Source organism: Microbacterium sp. No. 7 (assembly GCF_001314225.1).
Lineage (GTDB): Bacteria > Actinomycetota > Actinomycetes > Actinomycetales > Microbacteriaceae > Microbacterium.
Genome location: NZ_CP012697.1, coordinates 2152165 through 2171821, shown reverse-complemented (window position 1 = coordinate 2171821; position 19657 = coordinate 2152165). Strand labels below are relative to the sequence as shown.

Below are 19657 nucleotides of genomic sequence, written 5' to 3'. Positions count from 1 at the left end.
ATCCTACGGCACGCATTGACAACTGTCGATACATCGAAGAGTATCAATGCGTAGAGATGCACGATCCCGAGGAGTAGATGATGAGCGAGAACACCGAGCTGCGCGAACAGATCCGCGCCCGCTATGCCCAGGCCGCGACCGCGGTCACCGGCGGCACCCGCAACGCCGACCTCCTGATCGAGGAGACGCCTGTCTCCTCGTGCTGTTCGAGCGTGCCTGCTGCCGAGGGCACGGGCTCGGATTCGGGTTCGTGCTGCGCCCCGACCGAGCGGAGCTTCGGCGCGGGCCTCTACGACGAGGCCACCGCGGCCGGTCTGCCCCTCGAAGCTGTTGAGGCGAGCCTGGGCTGCGGCAACCCCACCGCGGTCGCCGAGCTCCACGAGGGTGAACGCGTCCTCGATCTCGGCTCCGGCGGCGGCATCGATGTGCTGCTGTCTGCCCGTCGTGTTGGGCCGACCGGGTTCGCCTACGGGGTGGACATGACTGACGAGATGCTCGCCCTGGCCGAGAAGAACAAGACCGAGGCCGGTGCGGAGAACGTCGAGTTCCTCAAGGGCACCATCGAGGAGGTGCCGCTTTCGGACGGGGCGGTGGATGTGGTGATCTCCAACTGCGTCATCAACCTCTCCACCGACAAGCCCGCCGTGCTCGCCGAGATGTTCCGCGTCCTCACCCCCGGCGGGCGGATCGGGGTCTCCGATGTCGTCGCCGAAGACCGCCTCACCCCCGGGCAGCGGGCCGAACGCGGCTCCTACGTCGGCTGCATCGCCGGAGCCCTCTCCCAGACCGAGTACCTCGACGGACTCGACAAGGCGGGGTTCACGGATGCGAGCGTGAAGTTCACCCACGAGGCCGCGGACGGGATGCACGCCGCGATCATCCGAGCCACCAAACCCACCAACTGAACTGACGAGGAGATAGAGCGTCCCGATGCCCGCACCCCAGAACACCACGAACACTCCAGCGCCTGCGGCTGCGGCGACGCGGCGGTTGTCGACGCTGGATAAGTGGCTGCCCGTCTGGATCGGGCTGACCATGATCGCCGGCCTCCTCCTCGGACGCTTCATCCCCGCCCTGGCCGACGTGCTCGCCCGGATGGAGGTCGCGGGCATCTCGGTGCCGATCGGCCTGGGCCTGCTGGTGATGATGTACCCGGTGCTGGCGAAAGTCCGCTACGACAAGATCGCCGCCGTCACCGGCGACAAGAAGCTCTTGGCGTCGTCGCTGGTGCTGAACTGGCTGCTCGGCCCCGCGGTCATGTTCGCCCTCGCCTGGGTATTCCTGCCCGACCTGCCCGAGTACCGCACCGGCCTCATCATCGTCGGCCTCGCACGCTGCATCGCGATGGTCGTGATCTGGAACGACCTCGCCTGCGGCGACCGGGAAGCAACAGCGGTGCTGGTGGCGATCAACTCGATCTTCCAGGTCGTGATGTTTTCCGTGCTCGGCTGGTTCTACCTCACGATCCTCCCCGGCTGGCTCGGCCTCGACACGCAGGGCTTGGACGTCTCGGTGGGGCAGATCGCCCTCAACGTGCTCGTCTTCCTTGGTGTGCCGCTGGTCGCGGGGTTCGCGACCCGGTGGATCGGCGAGAAGCACCGCAACCGCGAATGGTACGAAGAGAAGTTCATCCCGCGCATCGGGCCGTGGGCACTCTATGGACTGCTGCTCACGATCGTGCTGCTCTTCGCCCTCCAGGGCGAGGCGATCACGCAGAATCCCCTCGATGTGGCCCGGATCGCGCTGCCGCTGCTGGTGTACTTCGCGCTCATGTGGTTCGCGGGCCTCTTGCTCGGCAAGGGCATCGGCCTCGGCTACGCCCGCTCCACGACGCTGGCGTTCACCGCGGCGGGCAACAACTTCGAGCTCGCCATCGCCGTCGCCATCGGCACGTTCGGCGCCACCAGTGGACAGGCTCTCGCTGGGGTGGTCGGGCCGCTGATCGAGGTGCCCGTTCTTGTCGGTCTCGTCTACGTCTCCCTGTGGGCTGCACGCCGTTGGTTCCACACCGACCCCTACCAGACAGAAACGAGCCCCCGATGACCGCCGAAGCCATACCGTCCGTGTTGTTCGTCTGCGTCCATAACGCCGGACGCTCCCAGATGGCCGCCGCCTTCCTCACCCACATCGCCGCGGGACGCATCGAGGTTCGCTCCGCCGGGTCCGAACCCGCCGATCACCTCAATCCGGCTGTCGTGGAGGCGATGCGTGAGGTCGGCATCGACATCACGGCCGAGCGTCCGAAGCTGCTCACCATCGACGCCGTGGAGACCGCCGATGTGGTCATCACGATGGGCTGCGGCGACACGTGCCCGATCTTCCCCGGCAAACGCTACGAGGACTGGCAGCTCGACGATCCCGCCGGCCAAGGCCTCGACGCCGTGCGTGCTATACGCGACGACATCGCATCCCGCATCCGCGACCTCGTTTCTGAGCTCACCTGACACCAGATCGCGCCTATACAGAGGGCTCATCTCTCGGATGGGGTGTCCTACCGTCCGAGGGTCGGCGGTTCGCGGCGGCTGGTCGGGCCAGGGTGTTCCGGCCAGTCTGGCAGTTCAGGCGGCGCTGCGAGCCGTCTTTGGGGCGGCAGTAGCCCGGTCGGTAGCACCCGTTCCAGAGGCTTCCGCCGTGCCCGCTGTTCCCGTTCCAGTTGACCGAGCGGCGCGCCGGGCGTCTGACTCAGGGTGCGAATCATGGTCTGCGCGTCACGTTGGAGACCGATGTAGGCCGGAGCGGTCTCCCGTCCGAGGTAGCCGGGGCGTGCCTGGGCTTTGGCAAAGACGGCGGCGTAGCCCTGCAACCAGTCAAACGCCTCGCGCACCCTAAATGGGCGGTGCTGTTCCCGGCGAAGCACGGCTGCCGCCTCAGCGGGCCGTTCCCAGTCCCCGGCGTCGGTGCGCGTGTTGTCGAACAGGAGCTGTTCGCGGGAGAACACCTGCATCCGTTGGACGTGCGGGAGCGCTTCGAGCGCGGCCACAACGCCCGCCGACTCCAACAGCGCGCTTTCGTGAGCTTGGGGCGGTGTCCAGCGACCCACGGCCGGGTATCCGGCGTCGAGGGAACGCATCTCCGCCGACAGTCGGGAGACCGCCGCCGGGGTCGCCACCGCGACGACCTCGACCCGGTACCCGGCTTCGGCGAACCGGGTCGCGGTGGCGGTGACCATGCCCACGTCGCGGAACGTGCCCTCCAACAGCACCGAGTACCGATGTGCGAGCGCGTGGTCCAGGGCCAGGCTGACGAGGCCGCCCGAGACGGGGGCGGTCGCGGCGGGCATCTCCAATGGTGCGTGATCGGCCAGGCGCGCATAGTCGGGGTGGTACTCGCGCAGATCATCTCCGGTGATCTCGACCAGATCATCGGCGGCGTGCTCGCGGAGGATCACTCGCTGTGCCCGTGTCTTTCCCGGCGCCGGTTGCCCGCCGAGGAGCACCAGAACGGGAGCTGCTTGGTCGGGAGCGTGCCCGGTAAAGAGTTCGTCGCGAACGTCAGCGTCGAAGGCCTGGGCGAGCCAGGCGTGGGAGCCGACCGGTTCGGTCACTCGGTGCCAGTGAGGGCGAGCTTTTCCAGCCGCCACACTTCGTCTTGTGCGATGAGCCCGGCCCGGTCGTCCGCGTCCAGTGCCCGGACCTGCTTCTTGACCAGGCGGCGTCGCGCCGCCCAGTGATCGCGCTCAGTATCATCGGCGGCGTCGTTCTTGCGGGTGAGGAGGATCGAGGAGAGCACCGAAGCGGTGTGCCGAGCGATGTCGTAGACCATCGCGTCGGAGACATGCTCGAAGTCCGCCCGCGCCTGCGGCGGCTGGGTCAGGATCGTGTCACTCATGCGCTCCTCCGTTCCTCATCTACTAGGAGTTTACCGCGGTCGACTGACCGTGCCCAGGGCGGTGGTGCCGATTCGGCACACCCGGCAACGTCTCATCCGTCCTCGGGGCGGACATCGGCGAACAGGGCGAGGAACTTCTCGCGCGGGATCACGACCCGGCGGCCGAGCCTGACCGAGGGGATCGTGCCCTCGTTGATGCTCGTTGTGATCGTGCGGGGATCGACCCCGAGGGCTTCGGCGGCTTCTTTCCGGGTGATGACCAGGCTGCGCCGCCTGCGCAAGTCTTCCATGTCGAGAGTGCTCTGCCGCATCATCACACCATCCGTTCCAGTTACGCGCGCGCGGGGTGCATACCAAGATAGAACGACCGGGCTTGCGCTGTCAAGCATCGCGTTGTAGATTTCTTACATGGAAACAGAACGAGTACGGGGCAACCCCGCAGGCATCACGAACACGCACGTCGCCAACAACATCCGCACCGCCCGGCAGGCGATCGGCATGGACTTGCGCACCCTCTCCGACGGCATGGCACAGGCCGGGCGGAAACTCTCCCCGTCGGGGATCAGCAAGCTAGAGGCCGGAGACCGCCGCGTCGACGTGGACGACCTCATCGTCATCGCCTACCTGCTGCGCACCAGCCCCGCCGCGCTCCTGACCCCGCCAGGGCAGGCGACGACGCTCACCGGCGTACCCGACGACTACGAGCCGGAGGAGATCGACCGGTGGATGCGCGGGGAACTCGTGCTCACCGACGAGGGCCTGTTCAACTACTGGCAGCAGGAATGGGTCATCTGCACCGACCGCATCCACTACCTCGAAACCACGCTCGCGGGCATGACTGCACCGAGTCAGGACGATCCTGAGAAGCCGCAGGCGCATCCCAAGACGATTGCCGCCTACCAGGAGCGCTTGGAGACAGCGCGGGCGCGAGCGCGGGCGATCCGGGAACGCGGCGTGCAACTCGATCCCGAGGGGCGCGTGTTCAACGCCGCCGACTACATCGACAACTACGCCCAGACCCACCAGCCCGGACAGACGACAGCAAGGAGCACCCTGTCATGACCATTAAGACCCCATCCGGTGCCGATGAGCGCGGCGGGGGTGAGAAAAAGCAGCGGCGTTCCAGGTCGCGGCATCAGGGATCGCTGGGCGACTACCAGACCCGCAAGGGCAAGCGGTGGAAGTTCCAGATCTATGTGCTCATCGACCCCGAGAAGCCCGAGCTGGGCGAGAAGCGAGTCACCCGTGGCGGGTTCACCGACCTCGAAGAAGCCCAGGCCGCCCTCACCGAGGCATTGAAGAAGAAAGCGAAGAACGAGAAGTTCCTCGGCAAGGTGCCCACCCTCGCCGTCTACGCCGATCACTGGGCCGACAGCCTCCGGTTGGCGGACTCCACGATCAAGGGGTACCGGAAGATCATCCGCAACCACATCACCCCCGATCTCGGCAAGATCAAGCTCGACAAGCTCACCGCAACCCGCATCGGCTCCCACTACCGAGAGCTGGAGAAGCACGGCCGCAAGGACGAGCATGGCAAGGGCAAGCCCCTCTCAGCCAACAGCGTCCACAAGGTGCATGTCGTGCTCGGAGCGATCCTCGATGCCGCGATCGACGACGGGCTGATCTCGGTGAACCCGTCGAAGAAGCGCCGCACCGTCAACGCGCCGAAATCGAGCGAGGTGCGGGCGCAGAAGCCCGAGATCGTCACCTGGACAGGCGAGCAGTTGCACACGTTCCTCACCTGGAACCGCGACGACCGGCAAGACGAGATGTTCCCGCTGTGGCGGCTCATCGCCTACACCGGTATGCGACGCAGCGAAGCCCTCGCGCTGAAGTGGAACGACATCAACACCAGAACAGGTCGTGTCAGCATCCGTCGCGCGGTCAACACCGAGGACTGGACGGAGACGAAGACCACGAAGACGGGCAACGCCCGCGTGATCGACGTGGACGCCGCGACCCTTAAGGTGCTCGCCTCGTACAAGGTCGCACGCGCCGAGGTGTCGTTCGAGCTGGCGAAAGCCGACGCCTATGTCTTCGGTGACGATGACGGGAAGCTGCGCTCACCCGACGCGATGACGAGCCGCTGGGATCGCCGCATGAAGTGGCTGAGCAAGCAGCACCCGAGCCTCCCGCGGGTCACGATCAAGGGGCTTCGCCATACGCACGCCACGCTCCTGCTGGAGCTGGGCGAGCATCCCAAGGTGGTGCAGGAGCGCCTCGGGCACTCCACCATCACCACCACGATGAACATCTACAGCCATGTCACCCCGACGATGCAGAAAGCCGCAGCCGACCGCTTCGCACAGCACCTCGGGAACGCTTAGCACATATTTCAGCACATGGCATGAAAATGACCCCCGGCCCGGTTATCAAAACCCCAGGTCAGAGGCCATTTTCCATTCGTGCGCGAGGGGGGACTTGAACCCCCACGCCCTATACGGGCACTAGCACCTCAAGCTAGCGCGTCTACCTATTCCGCCACCCGCGCGAGGTGGTTTCGATGCTTGCGCAACGAGGAATGACATTACCACGTCTGCGGGGCAATGAGTAACCGGCGACCGCGGTAGCGTGACACCCATGTCTTCGCACGACGACCTTCCCGAGGTCGCGCGCATCGCGCGCGACCTGATCCGCATCGACACGACCAACTGGGGCGAGGGGCGCGCCCGCGGCGAGCGCGAGGCCGCGGAGTTCGTGGGCGCCTATCTGGAGGGCCTCGGGCTGACCCCCGACTACTACGAGCCGATCCCGCGGCGCACGAACGTGTCGGCGCGCATCCCGGGTCGGGACCGCTCGAAGCCTGCGCTCGTGCTGCACGGCCACCTCGACGTCGTCCCCGCGATCGCGGAGCAGTGGAGCGTCGACCCGTTCGAGGGCGTCGTGCGGGACGGCATGCTCTGGGGCCGCGGCGCCGTCGACATGAAGGACATGGATGCCATGATCCTCACGTCGGTGGCCGACATCCTGCGCGCCGGCGAGCAGCCCGCACGCGACATCGTCGTGACGTTCTTCGCCGACGAGGAGAACGGCGGCGCAGAGGGCTCGATGCTGGTCGTGCGCGATCGCCCGGAGTGGTTCGCCGGAGCGGGCGAGGCGATCAGCGAGGTCGGCGGCTACTCGATCTCGGTGTCCGGCCGCCGCGCCTACCTGCTGCAGGTGGGGGAGAAGGCGCTCGTCTGGGTGCGCCTGCACGCCCGGGGCCGCGCCGGGCACGGCAGCGGCGTGCACCCCGACAACGCGGTGACGCGGCTCGCGGAGGCCGTCGCGACGCTGGGGCGCACGGAATGGCCGATCGAGCTCGTCGACACGACCGCGCTCACGATCGAGGGCCTCGCGGAGCTCTCCGGCGTCGACGCCGGCGACCCCGACGCGGTCGCCGCGACGACCGGGCCGACGGCGGCGTTCGTGCGGTCGACGCTGCGCACGACGGCCAACCCGACGGGGCTGACCGCGGGGTACAAGCACAACGTGATCCCGGACGCGGCGCTCGCGGCCGTCGACATCCGCACCCTTCCGGGGCAGGAGCAGCGCGTGCTCGCCGAGGTGCAGCGGATCGTGGGCGACGACATCGACATCGAGATCGTTCAGCAGGCGCGGGGTCTGGAGGTACCCTTCAGAGGTGACCTCGTGGAGGCCATGGTAGGGGCCCTCGGGCGCCACGACCCAGGCATCCCGGTCATCCCGTACCTCATGGGCGGCGGCACCGACAACAAGGCGCTGGCCGACCTCGGCATCGCCGGGTACGGATTCGCACCGTTGCGACTGCCCGCCGACCTGGACTTCACCGGGATGTTCCACGGTGTCGACGAACGCGTGCCGATCGATGCGCTCGTGTTCGGTCAGCGGGTGCTGACCGATCTGATCCGTACCTACTGAAGGACACCCATGCAGCTCATCGAGGCGATCATCCTGGGGCTCGTGCAGGGACTCACGGAGTTCCTGCCCATCTCCTCCAGCGCGCACCTCCGCATCATCGGCGAGTTCCTCCCCTCGGCGCAGGACCCGGGCGCCACGTTCACCGCGATCACGCAGATCGGCACCGAGCTGGCCGTGCTCGTCTACTTCTGGGGGCGCATCACGCGCATCATCGGCCGCTGGTTCCGCTCGTTCACGGGGGGCGTGCCGAAGAACGACCCCGACGTGCGCATGGGCTGGATCGTGATCATCGGCACGCTGCCGATCGGCGTGCTCGGCTTCCTCTTCCAGGACGTCATCCGCGACACGTTCCGCAATCTCTGGCTCGTCGCGACGGTGCTGATCGTGTTCGGCCTGCTGCTGTGGGCCGCCGACGCGTTCGGACGCCGCACGCGCACCGAGAAGGACCTCACCTACTCGCACGGCCTCGCGCTCGGCGTCGCGCAGTCGCTCGCGCTGGTCCCCGGGGTCTCGCGCTCGGGCGCCACGACGACGATGGGCCTCGCCCTCGGCTACACCCGTCCCGCGGCGGCCGAGGTCGCCTTCCTGCTCGCCGTCCCCGCCGTGTTCGGCAGCGGCCTGTACGAGCTGCTGCAGGCGATCCGGGAGCCGGGCGCCGCGGTGTTCACGCTCTTCGAGACGGCCGCCGCGACGATCGTCGCGTTCGGCGTCGGCTGGGCGGTGATCGCCTACCTCATGCGCTACCTGAAGCGCGGCAGCTTCCTGCCGTTCGTGATCTACCGCCTCGCCCTCGGCGTGCTGCTGATGGTGCTGCTCGCCACGGGCGTGCTGCAGGCGTTCTAGCGCCGCGGCCCGTCCCAGCCGGACGGGCCCTTGTCGCCGGGGCCCCGCTCGCCCGGCCCGTCGCCGCGACGACGGAGGTAGCGCTCGAACTCCTGCGCGATCGCGTCGCCCGAGGCCTCGGGCGAGTCCCAGGTGTCGCGGGTGCGCTCCAGCTGCCGGATGTACTCCGTCATGTCCTCGTCGTCGGCCGCGGCCGCGTCGATCGACGCCTCCCAGGCGAGAGCCTCGGCGGGGAGGTCGCCGCGGGCGATGTCGGAGCGGGCCAGCTCGGCCAGCCGGTCGAGGAGCGCGAGCGTCGCCTTCGGCGACGGCGTGTGCCCGCCGATGTAGTGCGGCACGCTCGCCCAGAGCGAGGCGGAGGGGATGCCCGCCTCTTCGGCGGCCTCCTCGAGGACGCTGAGGATGCCGACGGGGCCCTCGTACGTGGGCCGCTCGAGGCCGAGCGCCGCGCGCAGCGTGTCGTTGTCGCTGCCCGAGTAGATCGTGATGGGGCGCGTGTGCGGCACGTCGGACATCATCGAGCCCAGCGTCACCATGCCCGTGATGTCCTCGCCGAGCGCGACGTCGATGAGATCGGCGGTCAGGTGCTGCCAGGCCCGCGCGGGCTCGACGCCCGTGAGCAGCCAGAACGACACCGGCCCGTCGGTCTTCCGCGGACGCCACACCGTGATCTCCGGCCAGGCGATGCGACGCACGCCGTCGTCGCCGACCCGGAGCTGCGGCCGCGTGTACTGGTAGTCGAAGTACGGCTCCGGATCGGCCGAGAAGATCGGCTCGTACTCCGCCATCCGGCGCAGGTGGGCCGTCGCCGACGATGCCGCGTCACCCGCGTCGTTCCAGCCGTCGAACGCGACCACCAGGACGCGCTCGCCCAGTCCGCTCACAGAACTCCCGCTCACAGAACTCCCCTCATCGGCATCCACGATACGCGCCGCCGGGTGCGCGCAGGCCGGACATCGCGCGCTGGCTACGATGGACCGGTGACATCCGCGCTGCCTGCCGCCGTTCTCTGGGACATGGACGGGACCGTCGTCGACACCGAGCCGCTGTGGATGGCCGCCGAGGTCGCCCTCGTCGCCCGTCACGGCGGGCGGTGGACGCACGAGCAGGCCCTGGGCATGGTCGGGCTGGGGCTCGACGACGCGGCCGCCATCCTGCAGAGGGTGGGCGTCGAGATGGACCGCGACGCGATCGTTCAGCATCTGACGGACGAGGTCACGACGGCGCTCCGCGACGGCGGCGTGCACTTCCGCCCGGGGGCGCGCGAGCTGCTCGCCGCGCTGCGCGAGGCGGGCGTGCGGACGGCGCTCGTCACGATGTCGCTGCGCAGCATGGCGGAGGCGATGGTGGAGAGGCTGCCGGACGGCAGCTTCGACGTCATCGTCGCCGGCGACGACGCGACCCGGCCCAAGCCGTATCCCGACCCGTACCTGCAGGCGTGCGCGGCCCTGGGCATCGATCCCGCCGCCGCCGTCGCGATCGAGGACTCGCCCACGGGCGTGCGCGCCGCCGTCGCCGCCGGAGTGGTCACGGTGGGCGTGCCGCTCATGGTCCCGCTCGACGACGCCGGCGCCGACACCCTGTGGCCGACGCTGGAGGGCCGCACCCCGGCCGACCTCGGCCGCGTCCACGCCGAGAGAAGGACACGTCCATGAGCATCGACCTGCGCCCCAGCGGACCCTTCCGCTACGGCGACCGCGTGCAGCTGACCGGCCCCAAGGGCCGCCTGCACACCGTCACGCTGCGCGAGGGCGGCGAGCTGCACACGCACCACGGCGTTCTGCGGCACGCCTCGATCGTCGGCCTTCCCGACGGATCGGTCGTGACGGGAAGCGGGGGACACGAGTACCTCGCGCTGCGCCCGCTGCTGCGCGACTTCGTGATGTCGATGCCGCGCGGCGCGGCGATCGTCTACCCGAAGGACGCCGCCCAGATCCTCGCCGCGGCCGACGTCTTCCCGGGCGCGACCGTCGTGGAGGCCGGCGTCGGCTCCGGCGCCCTCTCGCTGTGGCTCCTGCGTGCGATCGGCGCCGCCGGCCGGCTCGTCTCGTTCGAGCGCCGGTCGGAGTTCGCCGAGGTCGCCGAGGCGAACGTCGAGACCTTCCTCGGGCATCGGCCGGACACGTGGGAGGTCGTCGTGGGCGATCTGGCCGAGGCGCTGCCGTCGGCCGTGGCCCCCGCGTCGGCCGATCGCGTCGTGCTCGACATGCTCGCCCCGTGGGAGTGCCTCGACGTCGTCGCCGACGCCCTCACGCCGGGCGGCGTCGTGCTCTGCTACGTGGCGACCGCGACGCAGCTGAGCCGCATCGCCGAGAACCTGCGCGGCAGCGGCCTGTTCACCGAGCCGGAGGCGACGGAGACGATGGTGCGCGGCTGGCACGTCGAGGGCCTCGCCGTGCGTCCCGACCACCGCATGGTCGCGCACACGGGCTTCCTCATCACGGCGCGACGGCTCGCCCCCGGGGCGATCCCGCCCGACGTGCGCAAGCGCGCGCTGAAGAAGCCGAGCTACGCCGACGAAGACGTCGAGCTGTGGACGCCGGGGGCGGTCGGCGACCGCGAGATCACCGACAAGAACCTGCGGAAGCGGGTGCGCGACGCCCAGCGCGCGGCCGAGGGCGCGCGGCGCGCCGTCGGGCAGGACGAGCCCACGCCGTAAACTGTTGCGGTGCGCCAGTTCCCTGCTCTCCTCGCCGTCGTCGGCCTGTCCGCTCTCGCCCTGACGGGCTGCAGCGCGGGAGGCTCGGCCGACCCCGCCTGCGAGCGTCCGTCGGCCACCGGCGGCGGGCTCGACCACGTGACGGTGTCGGGGGAGTTCTCGCGCCCCAGCGTCACCCTCGCAGAGCGCGTCGTCGCGGTCGGCACGGTCTTCGGCGACGTCACGGCGGGCGACGGCCCCGCCGTCGTCTCCGCCGACCAGGAGGCGCAGTTCACGATCGCCATCGCCGACGGCGAGACCGGCGAGGTGCTGCTGCAGGGCGCCGCGGCACCCACCTTCGTCTCCAACTGGGAGACCGACTACCCGGTCATCGCCGAGATGCTGATGTGCGCGTCGGCGGGGTCGCGGATCGTGGCGGCCGCCCCGGCCGGCGGGTTCTCGGCCGCGGCCGCGGAGAGCCTCGGGATGACGGAGGACTCGTCCGCCGTCATCGCGATCGACCTGCAGAACGTCTTCCTCGCGCGCGCCGACGGCACGCCCCAGCGCGTCGGATCGTCGCACCTCCCGTCGGTCGTCCTCGCGCCCGACGGACGTCCGGGCATCGTCGTCCCCTCGTCGTCCCCGCCCGAGGAGCTCTCGGTCGAGGTGCTCAAGGAGGGCGACGGCGAGGCGGTCGGGGCCGGTGCATCGGTGCGCGTGCAGTACACGGGCGTCACCTGGGCCGAGCGCGAGGTCTTCGACTCGTCCTGGTCACGCGGCACGCCGACGACCTTCCCGCTCGACACCGTGGTCCCCGGCTTCGCGCAGGCGCTCGAGGGGAAGACGGTCGGCTCGCAGGTGCTCGTCGTCATCCCGCCCGACCTCGGATACGAGGACAGGGAGCTGCCCGGCATCCCGGCCGGCTCGACGCTGATCTTCGTCATCGACATTCTCGGAATCGACACCGCGGAGAACTGAGAGGCACGCGTGGCAGGCCCACCGATCCGCACGGCCCCCGAAGAGCGGCTCGTGAACCTCGTCGTCGCGCTGCTCGCCACCGAACAGGGACTGACGAAGGACGCGATCCTCACGTCGGTCTCGGGCTACCGCGAGCAGCACGAGGCCGGGGCGTCCAAGGACGCGCTCGAGAAGATGTTCGAGCGCGACAAGGAGAACCTCCGCGCGCTCGGCGTGCCCGTGCAGACCATCGGCGACGCCGCCGACCCGCTCGATCTCCGAGACGCCCGCTATCGCGTGCCGACCGCGGAGTACGAGCTCCCCGAGGACATCTCCTTCACGCCGGCCGAGCTCGCGCTGCTCAATCTCGCGGGCGGCGTCTGGAGCGAGAGCTCGCTGTCGGTGCAGGCGCGCAGCGGCCTGCGCAAGATCCAGGCGCTCGGCATCGACGTCGATGCGCCGATCGTCGGCTACTCGCCGCGCATCAGCCTGCGCGAGCCCTCGTTCGCGCCGCTGCAGCGGGCGATCGAGTTCGGTCGCGTCGTCGAGTTCGACTATCTCAAGGCGGGCGAGCACGCGGCCCGGCGCCGGCGGCTGCAGCCCCTCGCACTCGTGGAGTACGACGCGCGCTGGCACGTCTTCGGCAACGACCTCGACCAGCGCGCCGAGCGCACCTTCCTGCTCTCGCGCGTCGTGTCGGACGTGCGGCTCACGCGGACGCGATTCGACCCCCGGCTGCGCGACGGCGCGGGGGAGCGCGCGCTCGCGGGGCTCGGAGAGGTCGCGGCGCGGCAGCGCGCGCTGCTGGAGGTCGTGCCGGGCACGGAGGCCGCCCTGCGGCTCGCCCGCCGCGCCCAGCCGGCGGTCCAGGGCATCCGCGTGCCCTACGTCGACGTGCACGTGTTCGCCGACGAGCTGGCGTCATACGGTCCCGAGGTGCGGGTCGTCGAGCCCGTCGAGCTGCGCGACCAGGTGGTCCGGCGGCTCGAGGCCGTGCTCGCCGCGCATGCCGGCGCGCCGGGAGGTGCCGCATGAGCGAGAGGCTGTCGCCGGCGACCGATCGCGCCGCGCTCATCCTGCAGCTCGTGCCGTACCTCATCGCGCGCGGCGAGGTGTCGCTCGAGGAGGCCGCCGAGGCGTTCGACGTCTCGCCGGGCCAGATGCGCGAGATGGTCGAGAAGCTCACCGTCATCGGACTGCCCGGCGACGGCGGCTTCTGGCAGATGGCCAACGACCTCTTCGACATCGACTGGGACCTCCTCGACGAGCAGGGGCTCATCTCGATCACCAACAGCGTCGGTCTCGAGCGGAGCCCGCGGCTCACCGCGGGAGAGGCGGCCGCCCTGCTCGCCGGGCTGCAGCTCGCCGCGAGCCTGCCCGGCGTGGGCGACGGCCCCGTCATCAAGGGCCTGCTCGCCAAGCTCGCCCGCGGCGCCGCGGCGGCCCCCGCCGACGTCATCGTCGCGCCGACCGAGGTCGACGAGGCGCGGCGCGTCGTCGGCGAGGCGCTGCAGCGCGGCGTGGCCGTGAGCTTCGCCTACAAGGCGCCGGATGCCGAGCCCACGACGCGCACGGTCGATCCCGCGCGCATCAGCATCGCCGACGGGCAGTGGTACCTGCAGGGCTGGTGCCATCTGCGTCAGGCGATGCGCACCTTCCACGTCGAGCGCATCTCCGACGTCCGCCTCACCGACACCCCGATCTCCCACCGCGACGTGCCCGTCCCGGCGCTCTTCGAGCCCTCCGACGGCGAGATCATCGCCGAGCTGCGCGTCGCCGCCCGCGCAGCGCGGCTGCTCACCGACGCGCTGCGCGGCGCGGTCGTGACCGACGACGGCGACCACCACACGCTGCGCGTGCGCGTGGCCGACCCGTGCAGCCTCCGCCGCCTGGCCGCGCGACACGCCCGCGAGGTCGAGATCGTCGCCCCCGGCCCGGCGCGCGCCGCCGCGCATTCCTGGGCCGCACGCGCCCTCGAGCAGTACCGCTGAGGCTCGTCGTGCAGACGTGCACCACGTTCATAGCGTGGACGACTAGACTGAAGGTCATCACATCCGTTTGGGGGACGTCATGAGCAATCTCTTCGCAGGTCCGCACCTGTGGATCATCCTGATCGTCATCCTGCTGCTGTTCGGTGCCGCCAAGCTTCCCGCCCTGGCGAAGAGCATGGGCCAGTCCGCCCGCATCTTCAAGGGCGAGATGAAGGCGATGAAGGACGACGAGACGCAGGGTACGGCTCAGAACACCGCGGCCGACACCCCGCCGGCCGGCCCCGAGAACCCGCCGGCTCCGCCCGCCAGCGACCCCAAGTCATAGCGGGACGTGGCCACTGACGAACGTCCGCAGGTCAAAGCGGACGACGTTCCGCTGCGCGACAAGCGCATGTCGCTCGCAGATCATCTGCGAGAGGTCCGCAAGCGCCTGATCATCTCGGCGATCGGCATGGTCGTCGCCATGATCGTGGCGTTCATCCTGACGGATCCGATCATCGTGGCGATGACGGAGCCGGTCCGCATCGTCCAGGAGCTCCGCGGCGAAGAGGCGAACGTGTCGTTCATGTACACGACCATCACGGGCGCGTTCGACCAGCGTCTGCGCATCTCCTTCGCCGTCGGCATCCTGCTGTCGGCGCCTATCTGGCTCTGGCAGATCTGGGCGTTCCTCATGCCTGGGCTGACCCGCAAGGAGATCCGCTACACGATCGGGTTCGCAGCGGCCGCCATTCCGCTCTTCTTCGCGGGGGCCTTCGTCGGCTGGCTCGTCATGCCGCACATCATCGAGGTGATGGCGGGCTTCACGACCGACTTCGCCTCGAACAACTACGACGCGAAGCTCTACTACGACTTCATCTTCAAGCTGGTGCTCGCCGTCGGCATCGCGTTCGTGCTCCCCGTCTTTCTCGTGGCTCTCAACTTCGCGGGGATCATGAGCGGAAAAGCCATCGCGAAGGGCTGGCGCACCGCCGTGCTCATCGCGTGCCTGTTCGCAGGTCTCGCCACGCCCGCAGCCGACATCCCGAGCATGCTCCTGCTCGCTGGTGTGCTCACGGTGCTGTACTTCCTCGCCGCCGGTCTCACGCTGCTCCTCGACCGACGCCGGGCCAAGCGCGCTCCCAAGCTCCTGGAGCCCTCGGCGTGACCGACGCGGCGTCGCGTTACGCACGCGCCGAGGCCGCCCGCGCACACCCGCTGACCGCGTCGTTCGCGGCGCGCCAGCGGTTCGAGCTCGACCCGTTCCAGGTGGCGGCGTGCCACGCGCTCGAGGACGGCCGCAGCGTGCTCGTCGCGGCGCCCACGGGGGCGGGGAAGACGATCGTCGGCGAGTTCGCGATCGACCTGACGATGCGCACCGTGACGGAGAAGGCGTTCTACACGACGCCCATGAAGGCGCTGTCGAACCAGAAGTTCCGCGAGCTGCAGGACGTCTACGGAGCGGGGGAGGTCGGTCTCCTGACCGGGGACACGAGCGTCAACGCCCACGCCCGCGTCGTCGTGATGACCACCGAGGTGCTGCGCAACATGATCTACGCGGGCTCGTCGGCGCTCGACGACCTGAGCTACGTGGTCATGGACGAGGTGCACTACCTCGCCGACCGCTTCCGCGGAGCAGTCTGGGAAGAGGTCATCATCCATCTTCCGCCGCACGTGCGCATCGTGTCGCTGTCGGCGACCGTCTCGAACGCGGAGGAGTTCGGCGACTGGCTCGACACCGTCCGCGGCGACACGGAGGTGATCGTCAGCGAGACGCGTCCCGTGCCGCTGGAGCAGCACATGCTCGTGCGGGGCGACCTGCTGCCGCTCTTCGACACCGGCGGCGGCCCGTCCGCACGCGTGAACCGCGATCTGCTCCGGCTCGGCTCGGTCGGCGGGGCCGGCGGCGCGAGGGGCCGCGGACACCGTGGCGCGCCCCGTCCGCGCCCGGTCCGTGCCGAGCGCATCGACCGTCCCCAGGTCGTGGAGCTGCTGGGACGGGCGACGCTGCTGCCGGCGATCTTCTTCATCTTCAGCCGGGCCGGCTGCGACGCCGCCGTGCAGCAGCTGCGCCGCGCGGGCGTGCGTCTCACCTCGCGCGAGGAGCGCGACGAGATCCGCGCGCTCGTCGAGCAGCGCACCTACGACCTGGGGGACGAGGATCTCGGCGTCCTGGGCTTCTGGGAGTGGAAGGACAACCTGGAGCGGGGCATGGCCGCGCATCACGCGGGCCTGCTCCCGGTCTTCAAGGAGATCGTCGAAGAGGCCTTCCAGCGCCGCCTCGTGAAAGTGGTGTTCGCGACCGAGACGCTCGCGCTCGGCATCAACATGCCGGCTCGCACGGTCGTGCTCGAGCGGCTGGAGAAGTTCAACGGCGAGGCGCGCGTGCCCATCACGGCGGGGGAGTACACGCAGCTGACGGGACGCGCGGGGCGGCGCGGCATCGACGTGGAGGGACACGCCGTCATCCAGTGGCGCGACGGCGTCGACCCGCAGGCCGTCGCCGCGCTGGCATCCCGCCGCACCTACCCGCTGAACTCGAGCTTCCGCCCGACCTACAACATGGCCGTGAACCTCATCGACCGGTACGGGCGGGAACGTGCCCGCGAGCTGCTGGAGTCGTCGTTCGCGCAGTTCCAGGCCGATCGTGCCGTCGTCGGGCTGGCGCGGCAGGTGCGCGAGAGCGAGCAGTCGCTCGAGGGCTACGTCACCGCGATGGCGTGCGACCGCGGCGACTTCGTCTCCTACGCGGCGCTGCGCCGCGAGCTCGGCGACGTCGAGCGGCTGAACCGTGCCGACCGCGCGGCGTCCAAGCGGCAGCAGCACGAGCGACAGCAGCAGGTGGCGTCGCTGCGCCGACGGCTGCAGCGGCATCCCTGCCACAGCTGCCCCGACCGCGAGCACCACGCGCGCTGGGGAGAGCGTTATACGAAGCTCAAGCGCCAGATCGACAAGAAGCGGCATGAGATCGAGACGCGCACGGGCACCGTCGCGCGCATCTTCGACCGCGTCGTCGACGTGCTCGCCGAGCTGGACTACGTCGCGATCGACGCCGACGGGACGACGCGGCTGACCGACGCGGGCGCCACCATGAAGCGCATCTACGGGGAACGCGACCTGCTCGTCGCCGAGTGCCTCCGCCGAGGCCTGTGGAACGATCTCGATCCGGCGGGGCTCGCGACGATGGCATGCTGCCTCGTCTACGAGCCGCGACGCGAGGGCGCCGAGACCGACATGCGCGCGCTGCCGCGCGGACCCTTCCGGCGCGCGCTCGACGCCACGCAGACGCTGTGGGCGCAGCTCGACGACCTCGAGCGCGAGCACCGGCTGCCCGGCTCCGAGCCCGTCGCCACGGGCCTCGCCGAGGCGATGCACGGCTGGGCGCGCGGCGGCTCGCTCGATCGCGCCCTCGTCGTCACCGACCTCGCCGCGGGCGACTTCGTGCGCTGGGCGAAGCAGACGATCGACCTGCTCGACCAGCTGGCACGCACCGCCGACGGGCCGATCGCGTCGACCGCGCACCGGGCCGTCGACGCCGTGCGCCGTGGCATCGTCGCGTACAGCTCGGTGTAGACCCGCGCTCGCGTAGGCTCGTTCTGTGCCCGACACCCCCCGCCCGATCCTTCCGATGTGGGCGGCGCTCCTCGGCGCCGTGGCCGGCGGGCTCGCGCTCGATCTGGCCTTCCCGGACGCCGGCGTCTGGCCCCTGGCCTTCGTCGGCGTCGGCCTCTCGCTCGTCTCGCTGATCGGCCGGAGCGCCGGCGGTGCGTTCCTCGTCGGGCTCGCGTTCGCGGCGTCCTTCTGGTTCACGCACGTCTCGTGGACGAGCCGCTACCTCGGTGTGCTGCCCTGGTTCGCGCTCGCGGGCTTCGAATCGCTGCTGTCGGCCGTCGGCGCGGTCGGCATCGCGCTGGCCTACCGATGGATGCCACGCGTCGCGCCCGGCACGACGGGCCGCGTCCTGGGGCTTCCGCTGCTCGTCGCGGGGGTGTGGACGGCGCGCGAGCTGTGGCTCGGCACGTGGCCGTACACGGGCTTCCCGTGGGGCCGCATCGGCATGAGCCAGTCGGAGAGCCCGCTCGCCGCGCTCGCGTCGTGGCTGGGGGTCACGGGCCTCACGTTCGTCATGGTGTTCGCCGTCGCGGCGGCGATCGAGGCCGTGCGATGCCGGCGCACGGCGCACTGGCGCGGCGGCGTGCCCGCGCTGGCGGCGCTGGTGGCGCTGGTCGCCGTGCCGGCGTTCCCCACCGCCGACGCCGGCACGTGGCGCGTCGGGGCCGTGCAGGGCAACGGTCCGGCAGCGTACTTCGACACCCGGGCCCCGTACGCGGTGTTCGAGGCGCAGCGCGCCGCGACGTTCCCGCTCGTCGGCGAAGACCTCGACGTCGTGGTCTGGCCCGAGGGGGGTGTGGACGCGGATCCCACGAACAACGTCGACGTGGCCGAGGAGCTCGACCGGCTCGCGGAGCGCCTCGACGCGCCGCTGCTCCTCAACGCGGCGACGCGGCGCGGCGACGACATCTTCAACACGTCGATGCTGTGGGTCGCGGGCTCCGACAACCCGGTCGCGATGCACGACAAGACGCGGCCGGTGCCCTTCGGCGAGTACGTGCCCGACCGCTGGTTCTATCGTCTCTTCGCCCCGGACCTCATCGACCTCATCCAGCGCGAGTACACGCCCGGCACCATCCCGCCGTTCTTCGACGTCGACGGCGTCGGCGTGGGCCTGGCGATCTGCTTCGACGTCATCTACGACGACGTGATCTGGTCGGGCGTGCGCGACGGGGCCCAGGTCCTGGTCTTCCAGACCAACAACGCCGACTTCCGCGACACCGACGAGAACCTGCAGCAGCTCGCGTTCGCGCGCATGCGCGCCATCGAGACGGGACGTGCCGTCGTGAACATCTCGACGGTCGGCACGAGCCAGGTGATCGCGCCCGACGGACGCGAGCTCGACGCGCTCGACGCCGACGTCGCCGGCGCGATGGTCACCGACGTGCCGCTGCGCGAGGGACGGACACCGGCCGTGGTCATCGGTTTCGCGGTGCAGCTCGTCGTGGGCTGGGGGAGCGTGCTGGCCCTGCTCGCCACGGGCGTGCTCGTGCGCCGGCGACGCGAAGAGCCGGTGCCGAGCCCCCAGGGGACCGACACCGGCTCTTCGTGAACGTCAGGCGCTCAGGCGCTCTTGACGCGCCGCGCCGCGGCGCTCGCGGAGCAGCGCGAGGCGCTCCTCGAGCAGTTCCTCGAGCTCCGGAATCGTCCGGCGCTCCATGAGCATGTCCCAGTGCGTGCGGGCGGCCTTGTCGCCCGAGTGGTCGACCTCGACGACATCGTCGCCGACGCGACGTCGCGCCTCCGCACCGCACGTGCGGCACTCCCAGGTGTCGGGCACCTCTGCGTCGGCAGCGAACGTCATGACCGTCTCACGGTCGCACTGCGTGCAGACATAGGTGTGGTTCGCGCGTTCATGGAACACGACGCCTTCCTCGCTCTGCAGGCTGGAAGCGCCGAGCCGCATGCCGCGCAGGCTGCGATCTGCCAT

Annotated in this window: 21 protein-coding genes and 1 tRNA gene; 16 read left to right on the top strand and 6 right to left on the bottom strand. The window is 70.1% G+C overall.

Features of this window, described 5'->3' with window-relative positions; translation table 11 throughout:
• Window positions 1-80: 80 nt before the first annotated feature.
• From arsM to AOA12_RS09930, 3 genes are read left to right on the top strand one after another with little or no spacing between them, the layout of a single operon-like run.
• A complete protein-coding gene (gene arsM, locus AOA12_RS09940; protein WP_054682429.1) occupies window positions 81-905 on the top strand; it encodes an arsenite methyltransferase in 825 nt (274 codons plus the stop codon).
• Between the two features lie 25 nt (window positions 906-930).
• Window positions 931-2043 carry an ACR3 family arsenite efflux transporter gene (arsB, locus tag AOA12_RS09935; protein WP_054682428.1) on the top strand — a complete coding sequence of 371 codons (1113 nt, stop codon included), beginning with the start codon at window positions 931-933 and terminating at the stop codon, window positions 2041-2043.
• Entirely contained in the window at window positions 2040-2444 is a 405-nt protein-coding gene (locus AOA12_RS09930) for an arsenate reductase ArsC (protein WP_054682427.1), read from the top strand. The genes arsB and AOA12_RS09930 overlap by 4 nt, the downstream gene beginning before the upstream one ends.
• Window positions 2445-2491: 47 nt before the next feature.
• Here AOA12_RS09930 and AOA12_RS09925 read toward each other — a convergent pair whose 3' ends face one another.
• The 3 genes from AOA12_RS09925 to AOA12_RS09915 all read right to left on the bottom strand — a co-directional run bounded on the left by AOA12_RS09925 (window position 2492) and on the right by AOA12_RS09915 (window position 4142).
• On the bottom strand, window positions 2492-3544 hold the full coding sequence (locus tag AOA12_RS09925; RefSeq protein ID WP_054682426.1) for a zeta toxin family protein: 1053 nt from the start codon (window positions 3542-3544) through the stop codon (window positions 2492-2494).
• Window positions 3541-3828, bottom strand: coding sequence for a hypothetical protein (locus tag AOA12_RS23585; protein ID WP_054682425.1), 288 nt, complete (start codon window positions 3826-3828; stop codon window positions 3541-3543). The genes AOA12_RS09925 and AOA12_RS23585 overlap by 4 nt, the downstream gene beginning before the upstream one ends.
• A gap of 92 nt (window positions 3829-3920) precedes the next feature.
• Window positions 3921-4142 carry a helix-turn-helix domain-containing protein gene (locus tag AOA12_RS09915; protein WP_197281108.1) on the bottom strand — a complete coding sequence of 74 codons (222 nt, stop codon included), beginning with the start codon at window positions 4140-4142 and terminating at the stop codon, window positions 3921-3923.
• A 94-nt stretch (window positions 4143-4236) separates the two neighbouring features.
• Between AOA12_RS09915 and AOA12_RS09910 the strand changes: the two genes are divergently transcribed.
• Window positions 4237-4890, top strand: a complete 654-nt coding sequence (locus AOA12_RS09910) for a helix-turn-helix domain-containing protein (protein ID WP_156366452.1) — start codon at window positions 4237-4239, stop codon at window positions 4888-4890.
• Window positions 4887-6155, top strand: a complete 1269-nt coding sequence (locus AOA12_RS09905) for a tyrosine-type recombinase/integrase (RefSeq protein WP_054682423.1) — start codon at window positions 4887-4889, stop codon at window positions 6153-6155. Before AOA12_RS09910 ends, AOA12_RS09905 begins: the two co-directional genes overlap by 4 nt.
• A 79-nt stretch (window positions 6156-6234) precedes the next feature.
• Here the strand turns inward: AOA12_RS09905 and AOA12_RS09900 are convergent.
• A tRNA-Leu gene (locus AOA12_RS09900) sits at window positions 6235-6319 on the bottom strand.
• A gap of 89 nt (window positions 6320-6408) precedes the next feature.
• Between AOA12_RS09900 and AOA12_RS09895 the strand changes: the two genes are divergently transcribed.
• On the top strand, window positions 6409-7707 hold the full coding sequence (locus AOA12_RS09895; protein WP_054682422.1) for a M20/M25/M40 family metallo-hydrolase: 1299 nt from the start codon (window positions 6409-6411) through the stop codon (window positions 7705-7707).
• 9 nt (window positions 7708-7716) lie between these two features.
• On the top strand, window positions 7717-8550 hold the full coding sequence (locus AOA12_RS09890) for an undecaprenyl-diphosphate phosphatase (RefSeq protein WP_054682421.1): 834 nt from the start codon (window positions 7717-7719) through the stop codon (window positions 8548-8550).
• Here AOA12_RS09890 and AOA12_RS09885 read toward each other — a convergent pair.
• Window positions 8547-9434, bottom strand: coding sequence for a PAC2 family protein (locus AOA12_RS09885; protein WP_054682420.1), 888 nt, complete (start codon window positions 9432-9434; stop codon window positions 8547-8549). The two genes, AOA12_RS09890 and AOA12_RS09885, sit on opposite strands and share 4 nt — an antisense overlap.
• A gap of 96 nt (window positions 9435-9530) precedes the next feature.
• Here AOA12_RS09885 and AOA12_RS09880 point away from each other — a divergent pair, with 96 nt between their 5' ends.
• From AOA12_RS09880 to lnt, 9 genes are all read left to right on the top strand, one after another.
• Window positions 9531-10205, top strand: coding sequence for an HAD family hydrolase (locus AOA12_RS09880; RefSeq protein WP_054682419.1), 675 nt, complete (start codon window positions 9531-9533; stop codon window positions 10203-10205).
• Entirely contained in the window at window positions 10202-11209 is a 1008-nt protein-coding gene (locus AOA12_RS09875; RefSeq protein WP_054682418.1) for a tRNA (adenine-N1)-methyltransferase, read from the top strand. The genes AOA12_RS09880 and AOA12_RS09875 overlap by 4 nt, the downstream gene beginning before the upstream one ends.
• 9 nt (window positions 11210-11218) lie before the next feature.
• Window positions 11219-12166 (top strand): FKBP-type peptidyl-prolyl cis-trans isomerase, encoded by a 948-nt coding sequence (locus tag AOA12_RS09870; protein ID WP_054682417.1) that lies wholly within the window; start codon window positions 11219-11221, stop codon window positions 12164-12166.
• Between the two features lie 9 nt (window positions 12167-12175).
• Entirely contained in the window at window positions 12176-13180 is a 1005-nt protein-coding gene (locus AOA12_RS09865; protein ID WP_054682416.1) for a helix-turn-helix transcriptional regulator, read from the top strand.
• Complete coding sequence (locus AOA12_RS09860) at window positions 13177-14136, top strand: helix-turn-helix transcriptional regulator (RefSeq protein ID WP_054682415.1); 960 nt, start codon at window positions 13177-13179, stop codon at window positions 14134-14136. Before AOA12_RS09865 ends, AOA12_RS09860 begins: the two co-directional genes overlap by 4 nt.
• Before the next feature lie 79 nt (window positions 14137-14215).
• Window positions 14216-14461: a twin-arginine translocase TatA/TatE family subunit gene (gene tatA, locus AOA12_RS09855; RefSeq protein ID WP_054682414.1), complete on the top strand. Its 246-nt coding sequence runs from the start codon at window positions 14216-14218 to the stop codon at window positions 14459-14461.
• A gap of 66 nt (window positions 14462-14527) precedes the next feature.
• On the top strand, window positions 14528-15283 hold the full coding sequence (gene tatC, locus AOA12_RS09850; protein WP_054686940.1) for a twin-arginine translocase subunit TatC: 756 nt from the start codon (window positions 14528-14530) through the stop codon (window positions 15281-15283).
• Window positions 15280-17688: a DEAD/DEAH box helicase gene (locus AOA12_RS09845; protein ID WP_054682413.1), complete on the top strand. Its 2409-nt coding sequence runs from the start codon at window positions 15280-15282 to the stop codon at window positions 17686-17688. Before tatC ends, AOA12_RS09845 begins: the two co-directional genes overlap by 4 nt.
• 55 nt (window positions 17689-17743) lie before the next feature.
• The gene (gene lnt, locus AOA12_RS09840) at window positions 17744-19279 is read left to right on the top strand and encodes an apolipoprotein N-acyltransferase (RefSeq protein ID WP_197281160.1); all 1536 of its coding nucleotides are present in this window, start codon (window positions 17744-17746) and stop codon (window positions 19277-19279) included.
• Between the two features lie 3 nt (window positions 19280-19282).
• On the opposite strand, the gene AOA12_RS09835 is transcribed toward lnt, so the two are convergent.
• Window positions 19283-19657 carry an RNA polymerase-binding protein RbpA gene (locus AOA12_RS09835; RefSeq protein ID WP_054682411.1) on the bottom strand — a complete coding sequence of 125 codons (375 nt, stop codon included), beginning with the start codon at window positions 19655-19657 and terminating at the stop codon, window positions 19283-19285.